This is a genomic window from Paraburkholderia sp. BR10872, from assembly GCF_040965835.1.
Taxonomy (GTDB): domain Bacteria; phylum Pseudomonadota; class Gammaproteobacteria; order Burkholderiales; family Burkholderiaceae; genus Paraburkholderia; species Paraburkholderia nodosa_A.
Genome location: NZ_JBFRCN010000037.1, coordinates 63341 through 84190 on the forward strand (window position 1 = coordinate 63341; position 20850 = coordinate 84190).

Annotated in this window: 22 protein-coding genes and 3 pseudogenes; 13 read left to right on the forward strand and 12 right to left on the reverse strand. The window is 61.3% G+C overall.

Annotation, left to right across the window (positions count from 1 at the left end; all coding sequences use genetic code 11):
* Positions 1-69: 69 nt before the first annotated feature.
* Entirely contained in the window at positions 70-1035 is a 966-nt protein-coding gene (locus AB4Y43_RS26060; RefSeq protein WP_368729092.1) for a LysR family transcriptional regulator, read from the reverse strand.
* Positions 1036-1218: 183 nt separating this feature from the next.
* Between AB4Y43_RS26060 and AB4Y43_RS26065 the strand changes: the two genes are divergently transcribed.
* Genes AB4Y43_RS26065 through AB4Y43_RS26075 form a run of 3 tightly spaced genes read left to right on the forward strand, consistent with a single transcriptional unit; the run spans position 1219 to position 4168 of the window.
* The gene (locus AB4Y43_RS26065) at positions 1219-2406 is read left to right on the forward strand and encodes an NAD(P)/FAD-dependent oxidoreductase (RefSeq protein WP_368729093.1); all 1188 of its coding nucleotides are present in this window, start codon (positions 1219-1221) and stop codon (positions 2404-2406) included.
* Positions 2407-2450: 44 nt separating this feature from the next.
* Positions 2451-3224 (forward strand): electron transfer flavoprotein subunit alpha, encoded by a 774-nt coding sequence (locus AB4Y43_RS26070; protein ID WP_368729094.1) that lies wholly within the window; start codon positions 2451-2453, stop codon positions 3222-3224.
* 2 nt (positions 3225-3226) lie between these two features.
* Entirely contained in the window at positions 3227-4168 is a 942-nt protein-coding gene (locus AB4Y43_RS26075; protein WP_368729095.1) for an electron transfer flavoprotein subunit alpha/FixB family protein, read from the forward strand.
* Between the two features lie 214 nt (positions 4169-4382).
* Here AB4Y43_RS26075 and AB4Y43_RS26080 read toward each other — a convergent pair whose 3' ends face one another.
* Positions 4383-4586, reverse strand: coding sequence for a hypothetical protein (locus AB4Y43_RS26080; protein WP_342947184.1), 204 nt, complete (start codon positions 4584-4586; stop codon positions 4383-4385).
* A 303-nt stretch (positions 4587-4889) separates the two neighbouring features.
* On the opposite strand from AB4Y43_RS26080, the gene AB4Y43_RS26085 reads away from it, so the two are divergent.
* Positions 4890-6419: a CHAD domain-containing protein gene (locus tag AB4Y43_RS26085; protein ID WP_368729113.1), complete on the forward strand. Its 1530-nt coding sequence runs from the start codon at positions 4890-4892 to the stop codon at positions 6417-6419.
* A gap of 803 nt (positions 6420-7222) precedes the next feature.
* Entirely contained in the window at positions 7223-7495 is a 273-nt protein-coding gene (locus AB4Y43_RS26090) for a hypothetical protein (RefSeq protein ID WP_368603375.1), read from the forward strand.
* 279 nt (positions 7496-7774) lie between these two features.
* Here AB4Y43_RS26090 and AB4Y43_RS26095 read toward each other — a convergent pair whose 3' ends face one another.
* Positions 7775-8218 (reverse strand): hypothetical protein, encoded by a 444-nt coding sequence (locus AB4Y43_RS26095; protein ID WP_368603374.1) that lies wholly within the window; start codon positions 8216-8218, stop codon positions 7775-7777.
* A gap of 197 nt (positions 8219-8415) precedes the next feature.
* On the opposite strand from AB4Y43_RS26095, the pseudogene AB4Y43_RS26100 reads away from it, so the two are divergent.
* The 4 genes and pseudogenes from AB4Y43_RS26100 to AB4Y43_RS26115 all read left to right on the forward strand — a co-directional run.
* Positions 8416-8538, forward strand: a pseudogene (locus AB4Y43_RS26100) (glyoxalase); the annotation flags it as partial.
* Positions 8539-8681: 143 nt separating this feature from the next.
* Positions 8682-8954 (forward strand): metal/formaldehyde-sensitive transcriptional repressor, encoded by a 273-nt coding sequence (locus AB4Y43_RS26105; RefSeq protein WP_368603373.1) that lies wholly within the window; start codon positions 8682-8684, stop codon positions 8952-8954.
* Between the two features lie 7 nt (positions 8955-8961).
* Positions 8962-10251: a CDF family Co(II)/Ni(II) efflux transporter DmeF gene (gene dmeF, locus AB4Y43_RS26110; protein WP_368729096.1), complete on the forward strand. Its 1290-nt coding sequence runs from the start codon at positions 8962-8964 to the stop codon at positions 10249-10251.
* Between the two features lie 3 nt (positions 10252-10254).
* Positions 10255-10455, forward strand: coding sequence for a DUF1289 domain-containing protein (locus AB4Y43_RS26115; protein WP_342947065.1), 201 nt, complete (start codon positions 10255-10257; stop codon positions 10453-10455).
* 56 nt (positions 10456-10511) lie between these two features.
* Here AB4Y43_RS26115 and AB4Y43_RS26120 read toward each other — a convergent pair whose 3' ends face one another.
* The 4 genes and pseudogenes from AB4Y43_RS26120 to AB4Y43_RS26135 all read right to left on the reverse strand — a co-directional run.
* Positions 10512-11522 carry an alpha/beta hydrolase family protein gene (locus tag AB4Y43_RS26120; protein ID WP_368729097.1) on the reverse strand — a complete coding sequence of 337 codons (1011 nt, stop codon included), beginning with the start codon at positions 11520-11522 and terminating at the stop codon, positions 10512-10514.
* A 166-nt stretch (positions 11523-11688) separates the two neighbouring features.
* Entirely contained in the window at positions 11689-12150 is a 462-nt protein-coding gene (locus AB4Y43_RS26125) for a DUF4396 domain-containing protein (RefSeq protein WP_368729098.1), read from the reverse strand.
* 375 nt (positions 12151-12525) lie between these two features.
* Complete coding sequence (locus AB4Y43_RS26130; protein WP_368729114.1) at positions 12526-12963, reverse strand: hypothetical protein; 438 nt, start codon at positions 12961-12963, stop codon at positions 12526-12528.
* Between the two features lie 248 nt (positions 12964-13211).
* A pseudogene (locus AB4Y43_RS26135) lies at positions 13212-13472 on the reverse strand (DUF3331 domain-containing protein); the annotation flags it as partial.
* 417 nt (positions 13473-13889) lie between these two features.
* Between AB4Y43_RS26135 and AB4Y43_RS26140 the strand changes: the two are divergent.
* The 4 genes and pseudogenes from AB4Y43_RS26140 to AB4Y43_RS26155 all read left to right on the forward strand — a co-directional run bounded on the left by AB4Y43_RS26140 (position 13890) and on the right by AB4Y43_RS26155 (position 15978).
* Positions 13890-14108, forward strand: coding sequence for a hypothetical protein (locus tag AB4Y43_RS26140; RefSeq protein ID WP_368603368.1), 219 nt, complete (start codon positions 13890-13892; stop codon positions 14106-14108).
* A gap of 133 nt (positions 14109-14241) precedes the next feature.
* Entirely contained in the window at positions 14242-14496 is a 255-nt protein-coding gene (locus AB4Y43_RS26145; protein ID WP_368729099.1) for a hypothetical protein, read from the forward strand.
* A 139-nt stretch (positions 14497-14635) separates the two neighbouring features.
* Positions 14636-15259 (forward strand): DUF6436 domain-containing protein, encoded by a 624-nt coding sequence (locus AB4Y43_RS26150; RefSeq protein WP_368729100.1) that lies wholly within the window; start codon positions 14636-14638, stop codon positions 15257-15259.
* Positions 15260-15377: 118 nt separating this feature from the next.
* Positions 15378-15978, forward strand: a pseudogene (locus tag AB4Y43_RS26155) (SCO family protein).
* On the opposite strand, the gene cyoE reads toward AB4Y43_RS26155, so the two are convergent.
* From cyoE to cyoA, 5 genes are read right to left on the reverse strand one after another with little or no spacing between them, the layout of a single operon-like run.
* Positions 15930-16835, reverse strand: coding sequence for a heme o synthase (cyoE, locus tag AB4Y43_RS26160; protein WP_368729101.1), 906 nt, complete (start codon positions 16833-16835; stop codon positions 15930-15932). The pseudogene AB4Y43_RS26155 and the gene cyoE overlap by 49 nt on opposite strands.
* A 36-nt stretch (positions 16836-16871) precedes the next feature.
* Positions 16872-17204, reverse strand: a complete 333-nt coding sequence (gene cyoD, locus AB4Y43_RS26165; RefSeq protein ID WP_368729102.1) for a cytochrome o ubiquinol oxidase subunit IV — start codon at positions 17202-17204, stop codon at positions 16872-16874.
* A gap of 2 nt (positions 17205-17206) precedes the next feature.
* A complete protein-coding gene (gene cyoC, locus AB4Y43_RS26170) occupies positions 17207-17827 on the reverse strand; it encodes a cytochrome o ubiquinol oxidase subunit III (RefSeq protein WP_368729103.1) in 621 nt (206 codons plus the stop codon).
* Complete coding sequence (cyoB, locus tag AB4Y43_RS26175) at positions 17805-19802, reverse strand: cytochrome o ubiquinol oxidase subunit I (RefSeq protein WP_368729115.1); 1998 nt, start codon at positions 19800-19802, stop codon at positions 17805-17807. The genes cyoC and cyoB overlap by 23 nt, the downstream gene beginning before the upstream one ends.
* Before the next feature lie 7 nt (positions 19803-19809).
* A complete protein-coding gene (gene cyoA / locus AB4Y43_RS26180) occupies positions 19810-20715 on the reverse strand; it encodes a ubiquinol oxidase subunit II (protein ID WP_368729104.1) in 906 nt (301 codons plus the stop codon).
* Positions 20716-20850: the final 135 nt, after the last annotated feature.

A 20850-nucleotide genomic window follows, 5' to 3' on the forward strand; every position in this document is an offset into this window, starting at 1 on the left:
ACGCTCGGTTATCAGAAATACTTATGAACGCACGAGCGCCGCCTCTCGTACAAAAATATCGCGGATCCGCTACGTCAATGCGTCTTCAGGCAGTTGCGGCAGCGCGCGCGCGAGTGCCGGCCTGATGGAGGCGTCAAGCACGCGCCGCGTCAACGCAACGATCTCGTGCGCAAACGCGTCCCACTCGCCCTGTCGATGCAGCAGGAAGAAGTCGCGCCGCCCGAGCCGTCCGGCCGGCAGCGGCAACACGGCGATCTCAGGCAAATAATGGCGCGCCTGCCAGAGACACAACGGCGTGGAAATCGAGAAGCCGAGCCGGGCCGCGACGAGGCTCAGGAGCGGATCGGTCGCGTCGAATTCATAGCGGCGCGGACTGTTGATGCCGAGGTGCCGCGCATAGCGCTCGACCTGCTGTCCGATCACCGAGCGAGGGGTATAGCGGATCATCGGCATTTCGAGCGCAAGCGTGCGCCAGTCGATGTTCCCGCGCTCGGCAATCAAGGCGCGCGAGACGACCACGACGAACGCCTCCGAAAAGAGCGGCGCCTCGACGATGCGCGCGTCGTTGAGGGTCGTCTGCGTGCACACCGCGAGATCGAGCTCGCGATCGTGCAACTGCTTGCTCAAGCCGGGGGTCAAACCGGACCACAACGCAATCTGCCGTGCCGAGCCCGACACCGCGCGAATCAGCTCCGGGCCCACGGTCGCCGCGAACGAATCCACGCAGCCAAGCCGCACGGGCAAGCTGCCCGCGTTCGATGTGTCGCCGATGCGCGCGCTGACCATCTGCGCATGCTCGAGCAGCGGGCCTGCCAGTTCGAGCAGCGCGCGGCCCGCGACGTTCGGCCGGGGAGGCCGGCTTTCGCGATCGAACAGGACCACGCCCTGATCTCGCTCGAGCGCCGCGATGGCCTGGCTCACCGCGCTCTGGCTCACGCCGAGCTGCTTCGCCGCGCCGGTCATCGATCCGGTCTCGCACACCGCGAGAAAAGCCTGCAAGGCGTTGAGGTCGATTGGCGCCTGGGTACGTCTCATGAGGAGCTCCGCGGAAGTCTGCGCAAATGACGCTACCGCGTCGTCTTCCACATGGTGCCGCCCGGACGGCTCAACACACGGACGATGAGCAATTGCGTCGATGAACCATAAGTTTGCCTAATACAAAATAATGGCGGGCAGCCGGGACGCAGAATTTGCCCATCGTTCACCCACGAGGGCCCCATGAGCCACTTTGACTATGTCGTGATAGGCGCCGGCGTCATCGGCACGTCCGTCGCCCACCATCTCGCCGCGCTCGGCGCGAGCAGCGTTCTCGTCCTCGATCAAGGGACGATCGGGGCGGGCACCACCTCGCAGTCTTCCGGGCTGCTGCGCACGCATTACTCGGTGCGCCAGAACGTCCAACTCGCCCGCGCTTCCTGGTGGGCCTTCAACAATTTCGCCGACTATCTCGGGGACGACGAAGCCTCCTGCGGCCTCGTCAAATGCGGCTACATGATCAGCGCGCCCGAGGGCGACAAGCTCGACCCGCTGGCAGCCTCGCTGCGCGCCCAGCAGGAAATGGGCATCGAGGTACAACTGCTCGACCGCCAGACGGCGCAGGCGCGCCTGCCGATCGCCACCTTCGACGACGCCGCGCTGATCGGCTTCGAGCCAGAAGCCGGCTTCGCCGACGCCTATCTCGTCGCGACCAGCTTCGCACGCTCTGCGCGCCGCCGCGGCGTAAAGATCATGGAAGGGGTGCGCGTGACCGGCCTCGTGCGCGAAGGCCGCCGCGTGGTAGGCGTGCAAACGTCGGCGGGACGCTTTGGTTGCGGCACGCTCGTCAGCACGCAAAACATCTGGACCCCTGAACTCTCCGAATGGATCGGCGTGCCGCTGCCGGTCAAGCCCGAGCGCCACACCGTGCTCGCGCTCGAATGCGAAGCCGCCCCCTACACGTTCGCCATGCCCGCATTCAAGGACCTCGGCTCGCCGGGGATGCTCTATTTCCGCAGCTACGGCGGCAGCCAGATGCTGGTCTCCGAAGGCGTGGTGGGCGAAACGCTCAATGCGCCCGAGACCGAGCAGGGCGAGATCTCCCTCGACTATGTGGCCGAAGTCGGCGCACAGGTGGCCGAACACTTTCCCGCCTACGAAACGGCGGGGCTCGCCTCGTCGTGGACCGGCGTGTACGACGTCACACCCGACTGGAACCCCGTGCTCGGCAACGTTGCCGACGTGGAAGGCCTCACGGTGGGCTTCGGCTTCTCGGGTCACGGCTTCAAGCTCTCGCCGGGCATCGGCAAGCTGCTCGCCCAGCACGCGCTCGGCCTGGCCACCGACGTCTCTCTCGAACCGTACGCACTCGAACGCTTTGCGAGCGGCGCGCTGCTGACCGGCAAGTACGGTCTCGGCGCGGTGTCGTAACACCAGCGCGCAATGTGCTTTCTCATGCAAACAGGAGAAAACAGATGACTGTCCGCATTCTCGTACCCGTCAAGCGCGTGGTCGACCCGAACGTGCGCGTGCGCGTGAGCAGCGCCGGCGCGATCGAAACGGCAGGGCTCAAGATGTCGCTCAATCCGTTCGACGAATGCGCGCTCGAGAAAGCGCTGCAACTGAAGGAAGCCGGGGTGGCCTCGCACGTCACGGTGCTGACCTGCGGCCTGCCCGCGCACCAGGACGTGCTTCGCACCGCGCTCGCCATGGGCGCCGACGAAGCGGTGCTGATCGACACGGGGGCCGCCACGGCCACGCTCGATTCGCTCGCCGTTGCGCGGCTCGTGGCCGCACACATGAACGAGGTCGACTACGGTCTCGTGCTGTGCGGCAAGCAGGCCATCGACGGCGACGTGGGCGGCGTGGCCGCCATGCTCGCCGCACTGCTGGGCTGGCCGCAGGCGCTGAATACGAGCGCGCTCGACGCCATCGACGGCGGCTGGCGCGCGAGCTGCGGCGACGATGCGGGCACCGCCACGTGGCAACTCGACGGCCCCGCCGTGATCAGCGCCGATCTGCGCCTGGCCGAGCCGCGCCGCGTGACACTGCCGAGCATCGTCAAGGCGAAGCAAAAGCCGCTCGCCACGCGAGAGGCGGACGCGCTCGGCGGCGTGTCGAGCGCCCGCAGCCACGTGCTGAAACTGAACGATCCGCCCGTACGCGAGCCTGGTGTGAAGGTGGACAGTGTCGACGCGCTGCTCGCAGCACTCGCCGATCGACGCGTATTTGAATCCGTGGGAGTTTGACTATGAGAACGCTGGTTCTGGCCGATGCCGACGTGGGATCGATTTCCGATGTCACGCTGCGCGTGATAGGCGCGGCGCTGCAACTGGGGCAACCCGTCGATCTGCTCGTATTCGATGCGTCGAGCGCGGCAGCGGCGGCGCATGTGAGTGGAGTCGAGCGCGTGCTGGTCGCATCCGCTGGCGCAGCCGATGCGCTCACACCGGAAACGATCGCGGCGCAATTGCACGCCCTCGCTGAAGGGTATTCGGCGGTGCTCGCGGCGCACCGCGCCTCCAGCCGCGCTGCATTGCCGCGCGCGGCGGCGCTCACCGAAGACGCCTTTATCGCCGACGTAATCGCCATTCGCGAGCGCACGCAGTTCGTGCGCGGCCTCTATGCGGGCAGCGTGATCGCAACGGTGACGAGCGCCACGGCGCGCACTTATGCCAGCGTGCGGACTTCGTCATTCGCACCGGTCGAGGCGAAAGGTGGCGCGGCGCAGGCCGTTGCGCTCGCACCTGGTGCGCCGTTCACAGCCACGCGGCTAATCGAGCGCCGCGCCGCCGGGCAGAGCGGCCAAGACCTCGGCAGCGCGCGCGTGGTGATCGCGGGTGGACGCGGCCTCGCTTCTCAGGAGAACATGGCGCGTCTCGGCAAGCTCGCCGACAAGCTCGGCGCGGCGCTCGGCGCCTCGCGCGCCGCCGTGGATGCCGGCTATGCGCCGAACGCCGCGCAGGTCGGACAGACCGGCCGCAGCGTGGCACCCGACGTGTATGTGGCGTTCGGCATCTCGGGCGCGATCCAGCACATCGCCGGCATGAAGGACTCGAAGTTCATCGTTGCCGTGAACAAGGACCCGGACGCGCCGATCTTCTCGGTGGCCGATGTGGGGCTTGTCGGCGACCTGTTCGACGTGGTCGGCGCGCTCGAATCTCACGTGCAGAGTGCGGGGACGAGCGCGTGAACGCACGCCTGCCTCGCTCTTTCTGCTAATGCAAGCGCCGCCGAAGTCTGCGCCGTGCGTTTCATCGACGGCACGCGTCTGCCGCCCGAGCCCTGCGCCAATGGCGCAGGCACGACGCGCACCCTCGCGCGCGGAACGGAGCAGCACGGTACCGCGCCGTGGCGCGCGAGCATGGCGACCCTCGATGGCCCCGCGAGGTTACCGAGATCGCCAACTATTGGCTCGCAGGTTTGCTCGCCGCGGCTTCACTCGCCGCCTTCTGCTTCTTCGCTGCCTCGTGGTGTCCGACGGCACACCCAGCCGCGGCGCCTGCCGTGCCGTGCTTACCCGCGACGTGGCCCGCAACGCCACCCACGGCAGCGCCTTTCATGCAGCCAGCCGCCACCGCTGACGTCGGTGAAATCACTGGAAGTGACATAACGATCGCAAAAGTGAGAAGTGTTCTTTTCATGGTCCATTTTCGAAAGGGGCGGTCCGCTGCACAGGACGTCGTGCGGATCCGGTCCATTCGAGTAGCGCACCTGTCGTGCCTGCGGGGCAGTGTTATCGAACACGGTGATGACCGCCACAGGCGATCGTGCGACACAGTGCGGCCATCTACGGCCGCTCGACCAAAGTACTGATTTGGCTGCCGGGCGGCCTGGTTTCCCGTAATCGATCCGGACCGAAACTTGCGCGTCCGGGATTGTGTGATGATGCGGCGCGCGGCATGGAGGCAAACATGGAACGGGAGTTAAAGCTACGAATCGCCCCGGAGGACCTCGCCAAGCTTCGTGGCGCACCGCTGCTGGCGCGCGCTCAGGCCACTGCCGATCGACCGGAATTCCTGAACAGCACGTACTTCGACACGCCGGAACTGGCCCTTCACCGTTGCAAAGCCTCGCTGCGCGTACGCGCCGTCGGAAAGCGGCGAATCCAGACGTTGAAGCTCGAGGGCGCTGTGGAGGCCGGTGTGTTCGACAGGGCCGAATATGAAATGCCGATCAAAAGGGACACGCCCGATCTGGCGCTGCTCTATGACGCCATATCGGCCGATAGCGATTGCGGCAGGCTGATCCGTGATCAGGCCGTCGCCGCGCAACTCGCTCCTGTTTTCGTCACACGCATCCATCGCACTGCAATCGCGCTGCACCTGCCGTCGGAAGACGAACTCGAAATAGCGCTCGACGAGGGAACTGTCGACGCGCAAACGCGCTCGGTGCCGCTCGCCGCTGTCGAACTCGAACTGAAACAGGGCAAGCCGGAGGCGCTCCATGCGACGGCGCTCGAACTTCTGAAGACCGTACCGCTGAGCATCGACCATCGCAGCAAGGCCGATATCGGCTACGAATTGCTCGTGGCCGAGCACGCCGCGCCCGTGAAGGCCGAACCCGTGCGCTTGTCGAAAGACAATTCGATTGAGGACGTGTTCTGCACGATCGTCCATAACTGCCTCTCGCAGGTGCATGCCAACGAGCGCGGCGTCGTGTCCGGTCATGATCCGTCAAGCGTTCATCAGATGCGGGTCGGACTGCGACGTTTGCGCTCGGCGCTGGACCTGTTCGCCAAGGCGATTCCTCCCTATTCCGGGCTCGACGACGAACTGCGCTGGATCGCGGCGGAACTCGGCGCCGCGCGTGACTGGGAGGTCCTTGCCGGGGCCACACTCGATCGGGCGGGCGCGGACGGCAATGCAGACGAACTCATGCCGGTGCGGCAGGCGTGCACGCTGGTCGCCGTCGACAACCGGCAGCGTGCGGCGGCCGCGGTCGAGTCGGTTCGCTACACGCGTCTGGTGCTCGAACTCGCGCTGTGGCTGGCCTGCAAAAAATGGCGCGACGATATGACCGGCAAACAACGCGCAGCGCTTGACAGCCCCGCGAGGCAGTTCGCCGACAAGGTGCTGCGGCGCAGGCACAGCAGGCTGATCAAGCGTGGCAAGGGCCTCGCCGATCTCGACGATCACCGCCGGCACCGCGCGCGTATCGCGGCGAAGAAGGTTCGGTATGCGACAGAGTTCTTTGCGTCGTTGTTCCCGAAACGGGCCGTGCAGCACTACGTGAAAGCGCTGACTGCACTTCAGGACGATCTCGGCTGGCGTAACGATGCGGTGGTCGCCGATCAGCTTCTGCGGACCGTTTCGCGCAGGTCGAGGGACGCAGCGCCAGGCGCGGCTTATGCCCGAGGCTATCTCTCTTCACGCGTCGCTGCAGATCATCAAACGCTAAAGAAGCTATGGAATCGTTTCAGACGCCTCCCGCCACCGCATTGAGTCGGCGCGCGACAGGTGAAACGGCACCTGAGGTCCGATTCGGCATCGGGTCCGATGCGTTGCAAACGGCGCGCAGCGCAGCATCGTCCCACGGCTACCTGCGACTACCGCGCGTTGTCGCCGCCGAGAGCAGCGTACCGCCTGGCGAGCATCAGATCGGCCACGCAGCGGAAGGGACCGGCAAAGGTTGCGGCGCTCGCACGTGAAATGGGCGTGCGCGAAAGTCCCCTCGATGCTGTGCGCTCCATTGCGCAACGTCCATCCTGAAGCAAGGCTCGCCTCATGGCCAGATCCGGATGCCCAGCAGCACAGCAACAACAAGGCCGAGCGAAGCGCCAGGCAGCAGCACGCCGAGAAGCAGCCACCGGTTTGGGGTCGTAATATGCACGTTCTCTATCGCTCCCGTGGCACGCGATTGAACCAATTCATGCGCAACGCAACAAATCGTCGTGCAGTTCTCAGGGTGAACGTCGACAATGGCAGCGTGAGACACGGCGTGAGCAGGGACAGGCCGAAGACGGTCAGTGGATGATGCGTCGCATCACTTGAATGACTCGAATCGGCGATGGTATGGGAGGCAGCCTTAAGGCTGCCTTATGGTGTCGCGGTCCTGGTCCCGCAAAGGCTACTGCATGGCGTCGGCGATCAGAATCGCAGGGATTCTGCGAAAATGATGCCGCACACGAGCAGAATCGTTGTCGGAAACAGGGCAACGAGGCGCAACATTCCGTCGGAAGACGCCCTGTTCCTGTTATCGGGCAAGTTCCGACTCGTGCACGCGTTCATATTTTGAGGACTGGTTCATGAAGAATCCCGCGCTCGCGCATCTGACATTCGCCGCCGCTGCAGTCAGCCTCACCAGTGCCGTCCACGCGACTGATGTCAATGTCGGCATCAATGTAGGCGCGCCTGTCGTGGTTGCCCCACCCGCTGCCGTGGTCGTCACGCCTGGATGGCACGACGACCGATATTGGGATGGACATCGCTACTGGAATCGCGATGACTGGGAAAAACATCACCATCACGACAAAGGATGGCACTGCCCTCCGGGACACGCCAAAAAAGGCGAGTGCTGATCGGCTTTGCGCGACCCCCGCTCCCTACCGCAGACGCAGCGCGCAGAGCTGCTGCTGGCCGCGTTGCCATTCAACGGACTTGGAGCGACGCCCACTGACCCAGGAGCGGACGATGGCCATCGTCCGCTTGCGGGCTAACTCACAGCCGAAGGGAAGGATGTCGTTACCGAACTTCGCGCCGACCGTCATCGGCCAGAGCGCAGACACTCGCAGCCAAGCCCCTGTGTGATCAACCGTACCGGCGTGACAGCGTGTCACTCTGGTGGCTTCAACGACTTCTCACGTCGGCCAGGTCCTGCCCGGACGATAACCATCGGTAACTTCCTTCTTGTCCAGTCCGAGGGCGCTGGCGACCTCGTTCTTCGTGGCGAACCGGGCGGTAACGTGAAATTTGGTGGTGCTCTGGCGCATTCGCCCGATACCATAGGCGCCCTTCTCGTTTTCCTTGATGATGACGTCTGCGGGATGAGCCGCCTCCCCACGGAAGCCCGCCGACTCGAAATCGATATGCTGACGAGTTTTGATATTGGATTCGGCAGTTCGGTCGAGATCGTAGGCCACTAACCAGGCATTACCGGAAATTGCCCGCCCTGGCCGATAGGACTGCTCAAGGTCAAACACCCACAGCGCTGACCCGTTATGCGACATGAGCTTTTTCTCCACCGCGGCGGCTGCGTGCTGCTTGGGAATCCAGCGAAACAAGCTCCACTTTTCTTTCGCCATGAAAGTCTCCACGAGTGTTGTCGGACTCAAAGCATCTGTCGCGAACGGGTTGCTTATTACAACAGTTCGCTAGCCGGTTTATTCCGTGCCTCGGAGATGGCAACAGGTTCAGCGGGAGCGATACCTGGATGGGAAGTTGTGGTCCTGAGAGCGGCCATCGCCACTGCGAATGCGTAATCGGTTGGGCGGGCTGCAGTCGGGCCTTCGGTATTCCCTTCAAGGAAGAGAAAGGCGGCTATCTCCATACGGAGAGTCTGCCAGGCGCAAACACTTTCGCCTTGTGGCCGCTCTCCCAGGCCGCTCAGTCGTGCTTCGGCAGCAGCGAACATCGCATCCGGAGCGGCTACTCCCCGAAGCGCGCGGCGATTGTCCCAAATGCATGCTGCCGCGATCCACAAGTGATTTTTAGTATACCCCCTTACCCTATTGGTGATAGACTTCGCCCGCAAACGGGAGAACAGGTATGAGCCATACGATTCGCGAAAAGCAGAAGCTGCTTAACCGCATTCGCCGGATTAAAGGGCAGGTTGAAGCGATTGAAAGGGCACTGGAAGAAGAACGCGGTTGCATGGCCGTGCTGCAACAGGTCACGAGCTGTCGTGGCGCCATGAACGGGCTGCTCGCCGTCGTGCTCGAGGACCACATTCGCACCCATCTCGTCGATGCAGAACCGGACGACGAGCATGGCAGCGGAACAGAGCAACTGATCGAAGTAGTCCACAGCTACTTCAAGTGAGACAAGCATGAGCAAGTTCGAGGATGCCGCCTTCGGGGCGGGACATGACCATATCTTCCTGGGCGCTGCCCACGAGGAGAACGAGCGCAGGACGTGGATGGTGATTGCGCTGTGCAGCGCGATGATGGTGACCGAGATCGTCGGCGGAAGTCTTTTTGGCTCGCTTGCGCTCGTTGCCGACGGCCTGCACATGTCGACACACGCCGGCGCGATGCTCATCGCTGCGCTCGCGTATACGTACGCGCGAAAGCATGCGAGCGACAGCCGCTTCGTATTCGGTACGGGGAAGCTGGGCGATCTCGCGGGCTTTACCAGCGCCATTGTGCTCGCCATGATCGCGCTGCTGATCGGGTACGAGGCGGTTTCGCGCTTTCTCTCGCCCGTGCCCATTCACTTCGGCCAGGCGATCCCCATCGCCGTTCTTGGCCTGCTGGTGAATCTTGCAAGCGTCTGGCTGCTCAGCGGCAACCATCACGGCCACAGTCATGGACAGGGGCACAGCCACGGCCACGGGCACGGACATGAAGACGAACACGGTCACGAGGAAGAGGCGCATCGCATCTTCAGTACTGCTGGAGTTTTCGCCGTGTCGATCTTCGAAGATGGCGTGCCACCCGTCTTCCGTATTACGCCTGAGACGGCTTCTTCGAACCTGACCGCCGACGCGGTATCAGTCACGACGGTCCGCCCCGACGGTTCGCGTCAGACCTTCGCGTTTGCCGACCGTGGGAGCTATCTGGAGTCGAAAGATGACATTCCCGAGCCGCATGCATTCAGGGCGATTGTCAGTTCGCCCGATGGCGAGCAGTCAATCGAATTCGAAGAGCACGATCACAGTCACGAAGACGCACATGCTGCCGCGAACCGCGACCACAACATCCGCTCGGCCTACATTCACGTCATCGCAGACGCGGCAGTTTCCGTGCTCGCGATCATCGGCCTCCTGCTGGCCCGTGCGTTCGGCTGGGTCTGGATGGATCCGCTCGCAGGCGTGATCGGCGCCCTGGTGATTGCTAACTGGTCGTGGGGCCTGATGCGCGATACGGGAGGCATTCTGCTCGACATGAATCTGGATAAGCGCATGGCCGAAAACGTTCGTCACATTATTGAAGACAACGGTGACGCCGTGCTCGATCTCCATGTCTGGCGGGTCGGTCCGGACCACATGAGTGCGGTGGTGTCAGTCGTCACCAGTGAAGCACAACGCAGCCCCGGCTTTTATCACGCGGCGCTCAAGCGCTTTAAGGGGCTGTCCCATGTGACGGTCGAAGTGAACGCCCCTCGCGCCGCCACGTAAACCATGGCTGCCAAATCGCCCTGCATCGACCTGTGTGCGTTCGATGGCAAGACCGGGTTCTGCACGGGCTGCTATCGGACGCGTGAGGAAGCCCGCGGCTGGAAAAAGATGACGGACCACCGGCGCCATCAGATCCTCAATGAAAGGTCCCGGCGAGAGGCAAAGCTGGGACGCGAAGCGACGCGGGCGTCGGAGCAGGACTGAAGACCGCACACCCTATCGCGGTGTCATGATCCGCAACACAGGGTCGACCTGATGCGTTATAGATTTGCATGCAAGAAGTCCACGACCTCATGGTCGATCTGACGATGGATCTCCACGCGATCAATCCCGGGCGCGTCCTGACAGATCAGCGCCCCATTGGTTGCGACCGAGGCCGGGCAAGGATCGATGAAAACGAAGTGATTGCCTGGCACGATGTGAACCGCAGGCGGTGTAGGCAAGCTTGAGACGACAGCAAGAGAGTTGCTCGCAGAACCAAGGTAGCTGTCATCCTGCGGGCGATAGAGCATGGTCGGTACGCGCACAGCGGACAAGCCAGGTGCCCCAAACATCATGGCCAGTGGATCCATCAGCACCAGGGCCTTCAGGCGGTGATCAACGGGCGGTTGCCAAGCTATCAGTTCAGCAGGTACAGCTACTTTAACCTGAGTGCCGTGCGCACGATTGCTGGTTGCTGAACGCGGACATGACCCCGGATCATCGTGATTTGCGCAGTACGCACTGGCATAGGCAAAATCGGGTTTCGCTCCCGCCAGGATCAGTGCGGTGTAGCCGCCAGCCGAGTATCCAATCATGCCAATCCGGCTGACATCGGCGCTTGCCGAAAACCGTGGATCTCCGAGCACTGCATTAAGCGCGGCCTCTGCCTGTCGGGGGCGGTCGATCAGAATCTGGGCTTGGGACGGCGCGCGGGGAAAGCCCGAAGCGTCCCCCACGTGCGTCGGCAAGACCGCGATAAATCCGGCGCGAGCCAGAGCGGTCGCCAATTCACGATGGCTTAACGGGCCTCCCCCTCGTCCGTGCGAAATCAATACAACCGGGAACCGGCTATCCAGTGCAGGCGGAGCATTGAGTGTCGCCTCGACAGTGAATGGACCCGCTTGCCATGGCACCTCACGCTCATGCGTAGGGTAAAAGACAACGGTGTCGAAAGGAGCAGCATCGCCCACCACCGTGAGACGGATTACCCCTGCGTTAAAAGTAGCCGGATCGGCCAGCGCGGAACACGTACATACGATTGCTAACACAACGGTCACTATCCAACGCATGTCGCTACTCCTGGACAGCCAGAATGAGAGGCGAGGATATCAGAACGCGCTACGTGCCTGGTCTTGACGCGGTGGAAGCTTCCCGACTGCTGGAAAACATCAGGACGCGTTGATTGCAATATATCTGCACCGGCCGGGCGAGGCCCGCCGCAGATCCAATGCAGAATTACATCTTTTCCTTCACCCCAGAACGGATCAGCCACACGTTGACAGGGTAGCTGGTTGCGAATCCTGCGAGCATCGCGAGCTGCATGGAGAACCAGAACTCAGCAGTCCCAACGTTCGCGACCATCCCGTAGGCCGGCTTGAACCAAAGGAACTGGATGATGGCCATAAGTCCATACATGCCGACCTGCCACGCCGTAATCGACGCGATATCCGCTTTGACTGCCGCGACCACGCCTTCGGTTGCCGACAGCCCGCGCATGGGTTTGATCGTGAAATATTGAAACACGATGCCGAGCAGAAAGGCGACGAGGAAGTCCGGGATCCAGACCGCAAACGTCTTGTCGTCAAACACTGTGTGCCATCCGAACCAGACTGCCAATGCGGGAAAGGCAAATGCGGTCCATTCGACGATGATGTCGCCGAGTGCACAGCCGGCGCCGCAGTGACTCGTTCCTTTCATCACCGTCGCGGAGAACGGCTGGGCGTCGCTCCTGCGTCGAGGAAAGCGTGTTAAGCCAAGGTGGGAAGGTTCCCTAAGTCATCACATCGAGCAGCACCGGCCCACACTTGACGCGCGACCGCGGCCTTTGCGAACGAATGACGCGCCTGCTTGCCCAGAATACTGCGCGCTCACAGCGGGCTCGTTTTCTCGCCAATTTCTATGGGGGCTGTTCTGAGCCGCGAGTGCCAAATTGTCGTCGGTCTGGATAGCTATCCCACTGCGCGCTCGCCACGAACCGGAAAAAGCGGGGAATGGTGTTGCCCTTCGGGTGCCGCCCGACATTTCGACCGCACAGCCCAACCGGTCGAGGAGCAGCGGACGGTCGAAGGCAAGCTATATCTCGCAAACGACGGCCGACATGACGAGCGGCATGACTTCCTTGACTGTCGCCGAGCTTCCCGTATCAAGAAGGCGCTCACTAACCGCCTCTTTCCCTGCCAGGACGACAACACCATAGACCTGGTGGGACAGAGTACCTCCACCGCTCTTCTGGGCGAACATCTCGTCGTTCGGGGAGAAGCCAAAGACAGCTCGCACCTTGAATCCGAGTGCTGTCAAGTCTTGATTCGGCCTCAGCCGGTACGCGTTGACCGAGTTGCTTGACACATTCATCGGTACCGGATCGATCTCCTTTTCCTCGACCAACTGTTCTATGAACTCGTGGGCGCCAAAATGGCAATCCAGCCTGCTACCAATTTCGTTTGCGTTAGTCACATTCGAGACGAGCGCTGAGCCGACCGCGGCACATCGAAGCAAATGAGAGATTTTCACGAGCAGCAATGCGAGCCTCCAGGAAACGGCGCTGCAGCGCAACGCCAGAAATGTGGAAGTGAATCCTGACTAGACGCGAGAGCCGGATCCCGTTGGCTTGACCCCCGTGCCGCGAAGTCTTGCGCGAGCTACTCGCGCTCGATGGACTCGTCCCTGTCCTGCGCAGCCTCACAGTTAGGTTGGTGAGTCAGTCGCCGGCGTACGCGCGTCAATCGGAATTCCCTTGGCACTATTTCGAATGACCTGAGCGCCTCCACCGAGATCATCGCCGATCCGTTCGCCGGGACGGGCCGCTCAGCCGGGCGAAATACGGCATCGCCGCGTCGGATTGCTCGTTGCGACACAACACACACTCCCGACACCCTCGCGGAACGACGACGCCAACGTTGCTCGCCATAATGGCATCGACCGGGCTCAACCCATCGAATAAGGAGTGTATTTTCTGCCTGTTCGAGAATTTCGACCTGGACCCGTGCAACGTCTTCTGCAGCGTACTCTTTCGTCCTCATTGCCTGCTCCTGGAAACAAGCCGTTTACCTGAATCGCGTTCCCCGCGGCGTGAGTCCTGCCCTTCACCTAGCCACGGAAATCGCGGGTTGGTACAGGTTGTAGCCGTTCATCGCCGGGAACAGGAGGCTAATCCGGACCAGCATGAACGCGAAAGTCACGCACCCGATGCGGTCAGTGGACAGTGACATGACGGAAACTCTACGTTGCCAGGGGTGCACCGGTCCATTGCACAATGGTTTAGGTAAGCCTTCGTACCGGCGGCACGAAGCGCCATCTTATATGTAACCCAAAGTGGAATTGCGACTGCGCAGGGCTTACTTTAAATTCATTCGTAGACGGAGGCCTTGTTGTGGACTTGATCAAAGCGGCTGGCACGATCGACGCGAGAGACTACATGAAGGGCCTTTCGCCACGGTTTGCGCCCCGCCACCGCAGCATGGTTTCTCTACCTGCTTTGCGGGCTGAACATCCTCGGCCACCTCGTCACACGCATAACCCTGCGTTTCGTTGGCGACCTCGTGCCGAAAGGCGTGGAGTGTCTTCCCCTCCAGAGCATGGGGATTGGGTTCGAGCTCGCGCTCATCGGCGCACCGTTGATTGGGGCGGCCATGCTGAGCCGCGAGCTGAGTGAATAAGCCAGATCTTTTCTCACGGTCCGGGTGGGAAGCGGACGTTGTCCAGACAACATTATTGCAATATTTTTAATACCTGATTATGTGCGTTGATCTTGAACAGATAAGAAAACAGGCAGAATGGATGACAGGTGAGGTGGCTGAAACCCTTCGTCAAGTCGCCAACGAGATCGAGCTGCTTCGCAAGCACCTGGTCGAAGCCCATACCAGCAATGCGGACAGCGAACGGCTCAACTGGCTAAGTGAGCAGGCCCATGACGAGTATTACCGTGAGCTATGCCGCACCTACATAACACTGCCCCGCATCAAGACGCAGAAGAATGGTGCAACCGCAATGACTTTGAGGGAGGCTATCGACCTCGTTCGCAGGCCTCGGGACTGCGATTTCTAGGAAAGAATTCGGCCAGCCGCACTACCCATCGCGCTTTGCGTGCGGCAACCGACTCGTCGGCCACACTGTCTATGATCGGTTCCGCCGCTGATCACAAGCCTCGACACTTCACCTGCCGCACATGTTTCCAGCCGATACCGTGGAACCCCCTCAATCAATCGTTCCCCTGATGCGTCGCCGCCTAGTCATCCTGTTTCTCTGTGCAGCTGTATGCATTCTGGTCGGGACCGGTATTGCACTGTGGCGATACCTCGGCGTTGGTGGAGTGTCCAGTTACTCGAATCAGCCTGTTCTCTTCGAAGACGCCGACCTGCGTCTGCCGCCGGACCTCGCGGGTAATACCGGACGCATTCGTGTCGTGCATTTCTGGGACCCCGACTGCGTAAGCTGTAACGAGATTACCGACGCCCACTTGAACTATCTCATCACGATGTTCAGGGATGCGGATATTGACTTCTACAGCGTGCGCAAGCCCGGTACCCACGGACAGTTACCGGCCTTTCTGCGAGGCAAAATCAAGCCATTACGGGGAATCGAAGGAATGGAGCGCATACCGGCCAGTCCCGCTATCGCCATTTGGGATGCGAATGGAAAGCTCGCCTACGCGGGACCCTACAGCACGGGCCTTGTCTGTAGTTCGAACAACAGTTTCGTGGAGCCGATTCTCAACAAGCTGGTCGAAGGGTTACATGTCGATCCTGTTCCGATGGTCGCCGTCGGCTGCTATTGCCCCTGGTATACCGCCCGCGGCCAGCACGGATAGAGGTGTATCGTTGGTCATGCTAACGACACGCTGTGCGCCGCACGCAACCAGCGTCGCCACTGCCTCCGACTCATGGGGTTCAGCATGTCCGAGGCCATGAAGCGCCGTCCGTCCCAAAATGCTCTGTCACCGCGTTGCCGCCGTCTGCTCGCTGCTGCGCTCCTTCTCGAACGGCAAAAGAATCTCATCGAAGCCGCACGGTATCGATCTGTCATCGACGAAGCTACCGGGGACGCTCTATCTGCGCGATACCAACGGCAATCCGCGAACGCTTGAGGACTTCCTGGGCAATGTGGCCTTGCTTCTCTTCGGATACATGCGGCGTCCAGACGCGTGCCCAACGACTCTGGCTCGCGCTGCACAGATCAAACGGCTGCTCGGAGATCAGGGTAAGGGGCCGAAGATAGTCGTTATTTCGCTTGATCCCGCCGGCGATTCTGGAGGCCTACACCGCGGCCTTCGATCCGACGGTTATCGGACTATACGGCGACGCGCAACAGACAGTTGAAACCGCCCGATCCTTCGGAGCGTACTACCGGAACGTCCCGTCCGGTAGCTCGTGTTCGATGGAACACCCGGTATTCGCTTACGCAATCGACACGAAGGGTGTGGTGCGCTTCGCGCTGCAATATGAGGAAAGTGCCGAGGACAGTAGCAAGCTCGCAGCGCACTACCCCCGGAAACCCCTCGCAATCGGCGCGAGATGGGGCGCCGGTTGAGGCGGGCAGCCATCCACCGACATTGCGGCGCTCAATACGCTCACGATGATGATCGACGCAAAGAAGATCTTGCGTGCCCATCTGCCCTCGTTTGCCGCGGTGCGTCCCGCAACGCCGAGCCCGAACCAGTACAGCCCCGCCACCAGCGCCGCGAGCATATAGATCTTGCCAGCATACCCCAGGAAGCCGAGCGTCAGGGTGGCCGCCGTAAAGGCGACAATGTAGGCCAACATGTGGCGCTTCGCGGCCGCAAAGCCGCAGACAACCGGAAAAACCGGAATGGCAGCCGCGCGATAATCCTGGGCCCGGAAGATGGCGATCGCATACGAATGGGGCATCTGCCAGAGACTGAACATGACTAGCAATGTGACGGCGGCGGTGTCGAACCGGCTGGTCGCCGCACAATATCCGACGACTGGCGGCATCGCGCCGGCAATGCTGCCGACCAGCGTCCCATATACCGAATTGCGCTTCATGTAAAGGCTATACAGTCCAACATACACGGCGTAGCCGACGAGTATCAGCGCGAGGGGCAGGAGCGAACGCGAGCCAGCGTAAAGCACGCTTATGCCTGCGAGGCAGAGCACGACACCATACAGTAACGCGAACGGCACCGGTACACAGCCGGTTACCATGGGACGATTGCGTGTTCGCGCCATCAGGCCGTCGATATCCCGGTCGATCACATTGTTGATCACACACCCGGACGCGACGACCAGCATGACGCCGGCGGCAACGAGGCCGCCCCGCAACCAGTCGACACTGCCGTGCGAACCCAGCAGAAAACCGCCCGTGACGGCGACGAGATTGCCGATCACAATGCCGGGCTTAGTCAGTTGCAGGTAAGGTCGATACATGGTGCAGGGTGTTCTTCGTCGGCTGCGCGCGCTGGATCAGTGGATCATCATGTTGAAGTGCATGCTCCAGATGATCCAGACCGAGAGCGCCACGACAATGAACAGGATCACAAGCGTGAACACGAAGCTGATCAGGTTCCAGCCGCCCTCCGAGGACCGGCTCATGTGCAGGAAGTACACGAGGTGCGCCACGAGTTGCAGGACCGCGAATATCACCGCCACGAGAAGCGTCGTCGCACGCGGCAGCATCGGATGCATGACCAGCGCGAACGGGATGGCCGTCAGGACGATCGAGAGGATGAAGCCCGTGTTGTAGGACCTCGCGCTGCCGTGGGCTTGGCCGGCGCGGGTAGTCGCATCGCTTGCCATGGTCAGAATGCTCCAATCAGATAGACAATCGTGAACACGCAGATCCAGACAAGATCCAGGAAGTGCCAGAAAAGGCTCAGGCACGAGAGGCGTGTCACATTGGCCGGTGTCAGTCCTTTGATCGCCACCTGGTGCAGGACCACCGCCATCCACAGCAGGCCGGACGCGACATGCAGACCGTGCGTGCCGACGAGCGCGAAGAAGCCAGACAGGAACCCGCTGCGCTGCGGTCCGAAGCCGAGCGAGATCAGATGATGGAACTCGTGTATTTCCATGCCGATAAAGACAGCGCCCAGAATGAAAGTCAGGCTCAGCCACCGGAGCACGTTGCCCTGATCGCGCCGGTGCACGGCAAGCATCGCGTAGCCACAGGTGATGCTGGAAAGCAGCAGCACGAACGTCTCAGCGAGCACGTATGGCAGCTCGAAGATGTCCCTCGGGCCGGGACCACCTGCAAATGCGCCGCTCAATACCGCGTACGACGCGAACAGCGAACCGAACAGGATGCAGTCCGACATCAGGTAGATCCATAGGCCCAGTACCTTGCGCGAGCCTATGTCGTGGCCATCCTGCGCATGCTCCTCCCCGGCCCCGATTGATTCAATTAGTGTTTGCGTAGACATGGTTCAGATCTCGCTTCATGGGAGGAACGTGTGCTTTCTCGATCCGTTCGATTTCGTCGGCCGGAACGTAGTAATCCGTATCATCGTCGTAAGAGCGGACGATCACCATCGCGATCGTGGCAAAGAAGCTTGCACCCGCGAGCCACCAGATGTGCCAGATCAGCGCGAAGCACAGCAGCAGGATGAATACGCTCAGGATGAACGGCACACCGGTGCTGCGCGGCATATGAATCGGCTCGTATTTCCTCGCGGGCGGCGGCACTCCGCGCTTCTTCGCCTCGTAGAATGCGTCGACGGCATCCGCGCGCGGCACCACGGCAAAGTTGTAGAACGGCGGCGGCGATGACGTCGACCACTCTAACGTGCGCGCATTCCACGGGTCACCCGTGACGTCGAGGTTCTGCTTGCGGTCGCGGATACTGAAGAGAATCTGCGCGATGAGGAAACCAATCCCCGCAAGGATGAAGACAGCCCCCACCCACGCGACCAGGAGATACGGCGTCCAGGCGGGGTTGTCGTAGTGATTCAGGCGCCGGGTCATGCCCATGAAGCCGAGCATGTAAAGCGGCATGAACGCGAGATAGAAGCCAATGACCCAGCACCAGAACGAGTATTTGCCGAGACGCTCGTTAAGCTTGAAACCGAAGGCCTTTGGGAACCAGTAGTTCAAGCCGGCGAAATAGCCGAACAACCCGCCGGCGATGAGCGTATTGTGGAAGTGGGCGACGAGAAACAGGCTGTTGTGAAGGAGGAAGTCGGCCCCCGGAATGGCGAGCAGAACGCCGGTCATGCCGCCGATCGTGAAAGTCACGAGGAACGCCAGCGTCCAGAGCATGGGCGTCGTGAACTCGACGCGCCCGCGGTATATCGTGAATAACCAAGTGAAGATCTTCACTCCGGTCGGAATGGCGATGATCATCGTCATAATACCGAAGAAGCTATTGACGTCCGCGCCCGAACCCATCGTGAAGAAGTGGTGCAGCCAGACGAGGAACGACAGGATACCGATCGCCAGCGTCGCGCCCACCATCGAGTTATAGCCGAACAGCTTCTTGCGCGCGAATGTTGACGTGACCTCGGAGAAAATTCCGAACGACGGAAGAACGAGGATATATACCTCAGGATGCCCCCACGCCCATATGAGGTTCACGTACATCGTCGGATTGCCGCCGAACTCATTCGTATAGAAATGGAAGCCCAGGTAGCGATCGAGTGCGAGCGCGGCCAGCGCAACGGTCAGGATCGGGAAGGCGGCAATGATGATCACGCTAGTGACGAACACCGTCCACGTGAAGATCGGCATCTTCATCAGCGTCATCCCAGGTGCTCGCATCCGGAGGATGGTCACGAAGAGGTTCACGCCCGTCAACAGCGTCCCCAGACCTGATGCCTGTAGCGACCATATGTAGTAGTCCACCCCCACTCCAGGGCTGAACTCTATGTCCGACAATGGTGGATAGGCGACCCAGCCTGTCTGCGCGAATTCGCCGACGCCGAGCGACAGCATGACGAGCACGACGCCCACGACGAACAGCCAGAAGCTGAAGGCGTTCAGGTAGGGATACGCCATGTCACGAGCCCCGATCTGAAGCGGCACGACGATGTTCATCAGGCCAACGACGAACGGCGTAGCCGCGAAGAAGATCATGATTACGCCGTGCGCCGTGAAGATCTGGTCATAGTGATGCGGCGGCAGGTAGCCTTGGTGCCCGGGACCGGCGAGCGCAAGCTGTGTTCGCATCATGATGGCGTCGGCGAAGCCGCGGATCAGCATCACGATTGCCACAAAGATGTACATGATGCCAATGCGCTTGTGGTCGACCGTAGTAATCCAGTCGTTCCAGAGCACAGCCCATTTTTTGAACCATGTGATCGCGGCCAGAACCGCCACGGCGCCGACCACAATGCCCGCGAGGGTGACCGCGATGATCGGCTCGTGCAGTGGCACGTCCGCCCATGTCAATTTGCCGAACATGAATGGGTTACTCCTCTCTTTTCGACGAAGCGCTGACGTTGAGAGCTGTATGTGCCGCGGCGTCCGCTCCCGGAGCAACGAACTGGTCGATCACAGCCCTGAAAAGACCTGGCTGAACCCGCGAGAATTGCACAATGGCAGTACCCTGGCTGGGCTTCGCCACTTTCTGGAAGGTGGAGAAATCGAGCCGATTAGGTGAGGTCTGGACCTGCCTCACCCAGCGTTGGAAGTCATCCTCGCTGGTGGCGGTCGCAATGAACTTCATGTCGGAGAAGCCGGGTCCGTTGAAGTTGCCCGACATGCCGCGGAACTTCCCCTCCTCGTTTGCCATGAGGTGCAGCTGGGTTCGCATGCCCGCCATCGCGTAGATCTGGCCGCCGAGCTGGGGAATAAAGAACGTCCCCATCGTCGAGTTCGAGGTGATGCTAAACGCCACCTGGCGATGTGCGGGGAATACCAATTGATTGATTGTGGCAATACCGAGGTCTGGATAGATGAAGATCCACTTCCAGTCAGTTGCGATGACTTCGACGTTGATGGGCTGGCCGGGCACATCGAGCGGCCGGTACGGATCCAGCTCGTGTGTCGATTTCCACACGATGGTTGCCAGTGTGACGATGATCAGGATCGGGATACCCCACACCACTGCTTCGATCCGTGTGGAATGCGCCCACTCGGGCATATACGTGGCGTTGTGATTCGACGCCCGGTACTGCCCCGCAAATACAAAGGTCAGCACGATGGCCGGCAAGACCACGATCAGCATCAACCCGACGCACAGGATGATGAGGTCGCGCTCCTGAAGGCCGACGCTGCCCTTCGTGTTAAACAGGACCCAGCTGCAGCCACCGAGGCCTGACAGCCCCGCGATTACCGCAGAGCGACAAAGAACTTTCCAGCATATTTCTCTCATAAAGGCACCTTGCTCTATGGCCGCCCTAAAAGCGGCAGGGAAAGGGGCGAAGGAAGACTGCACAACCCGGAGCGGAACTTCATTCGATGGGCCCCTCGATGTACCCGCTCGGCCTACCGAATCATCGAGACGCCT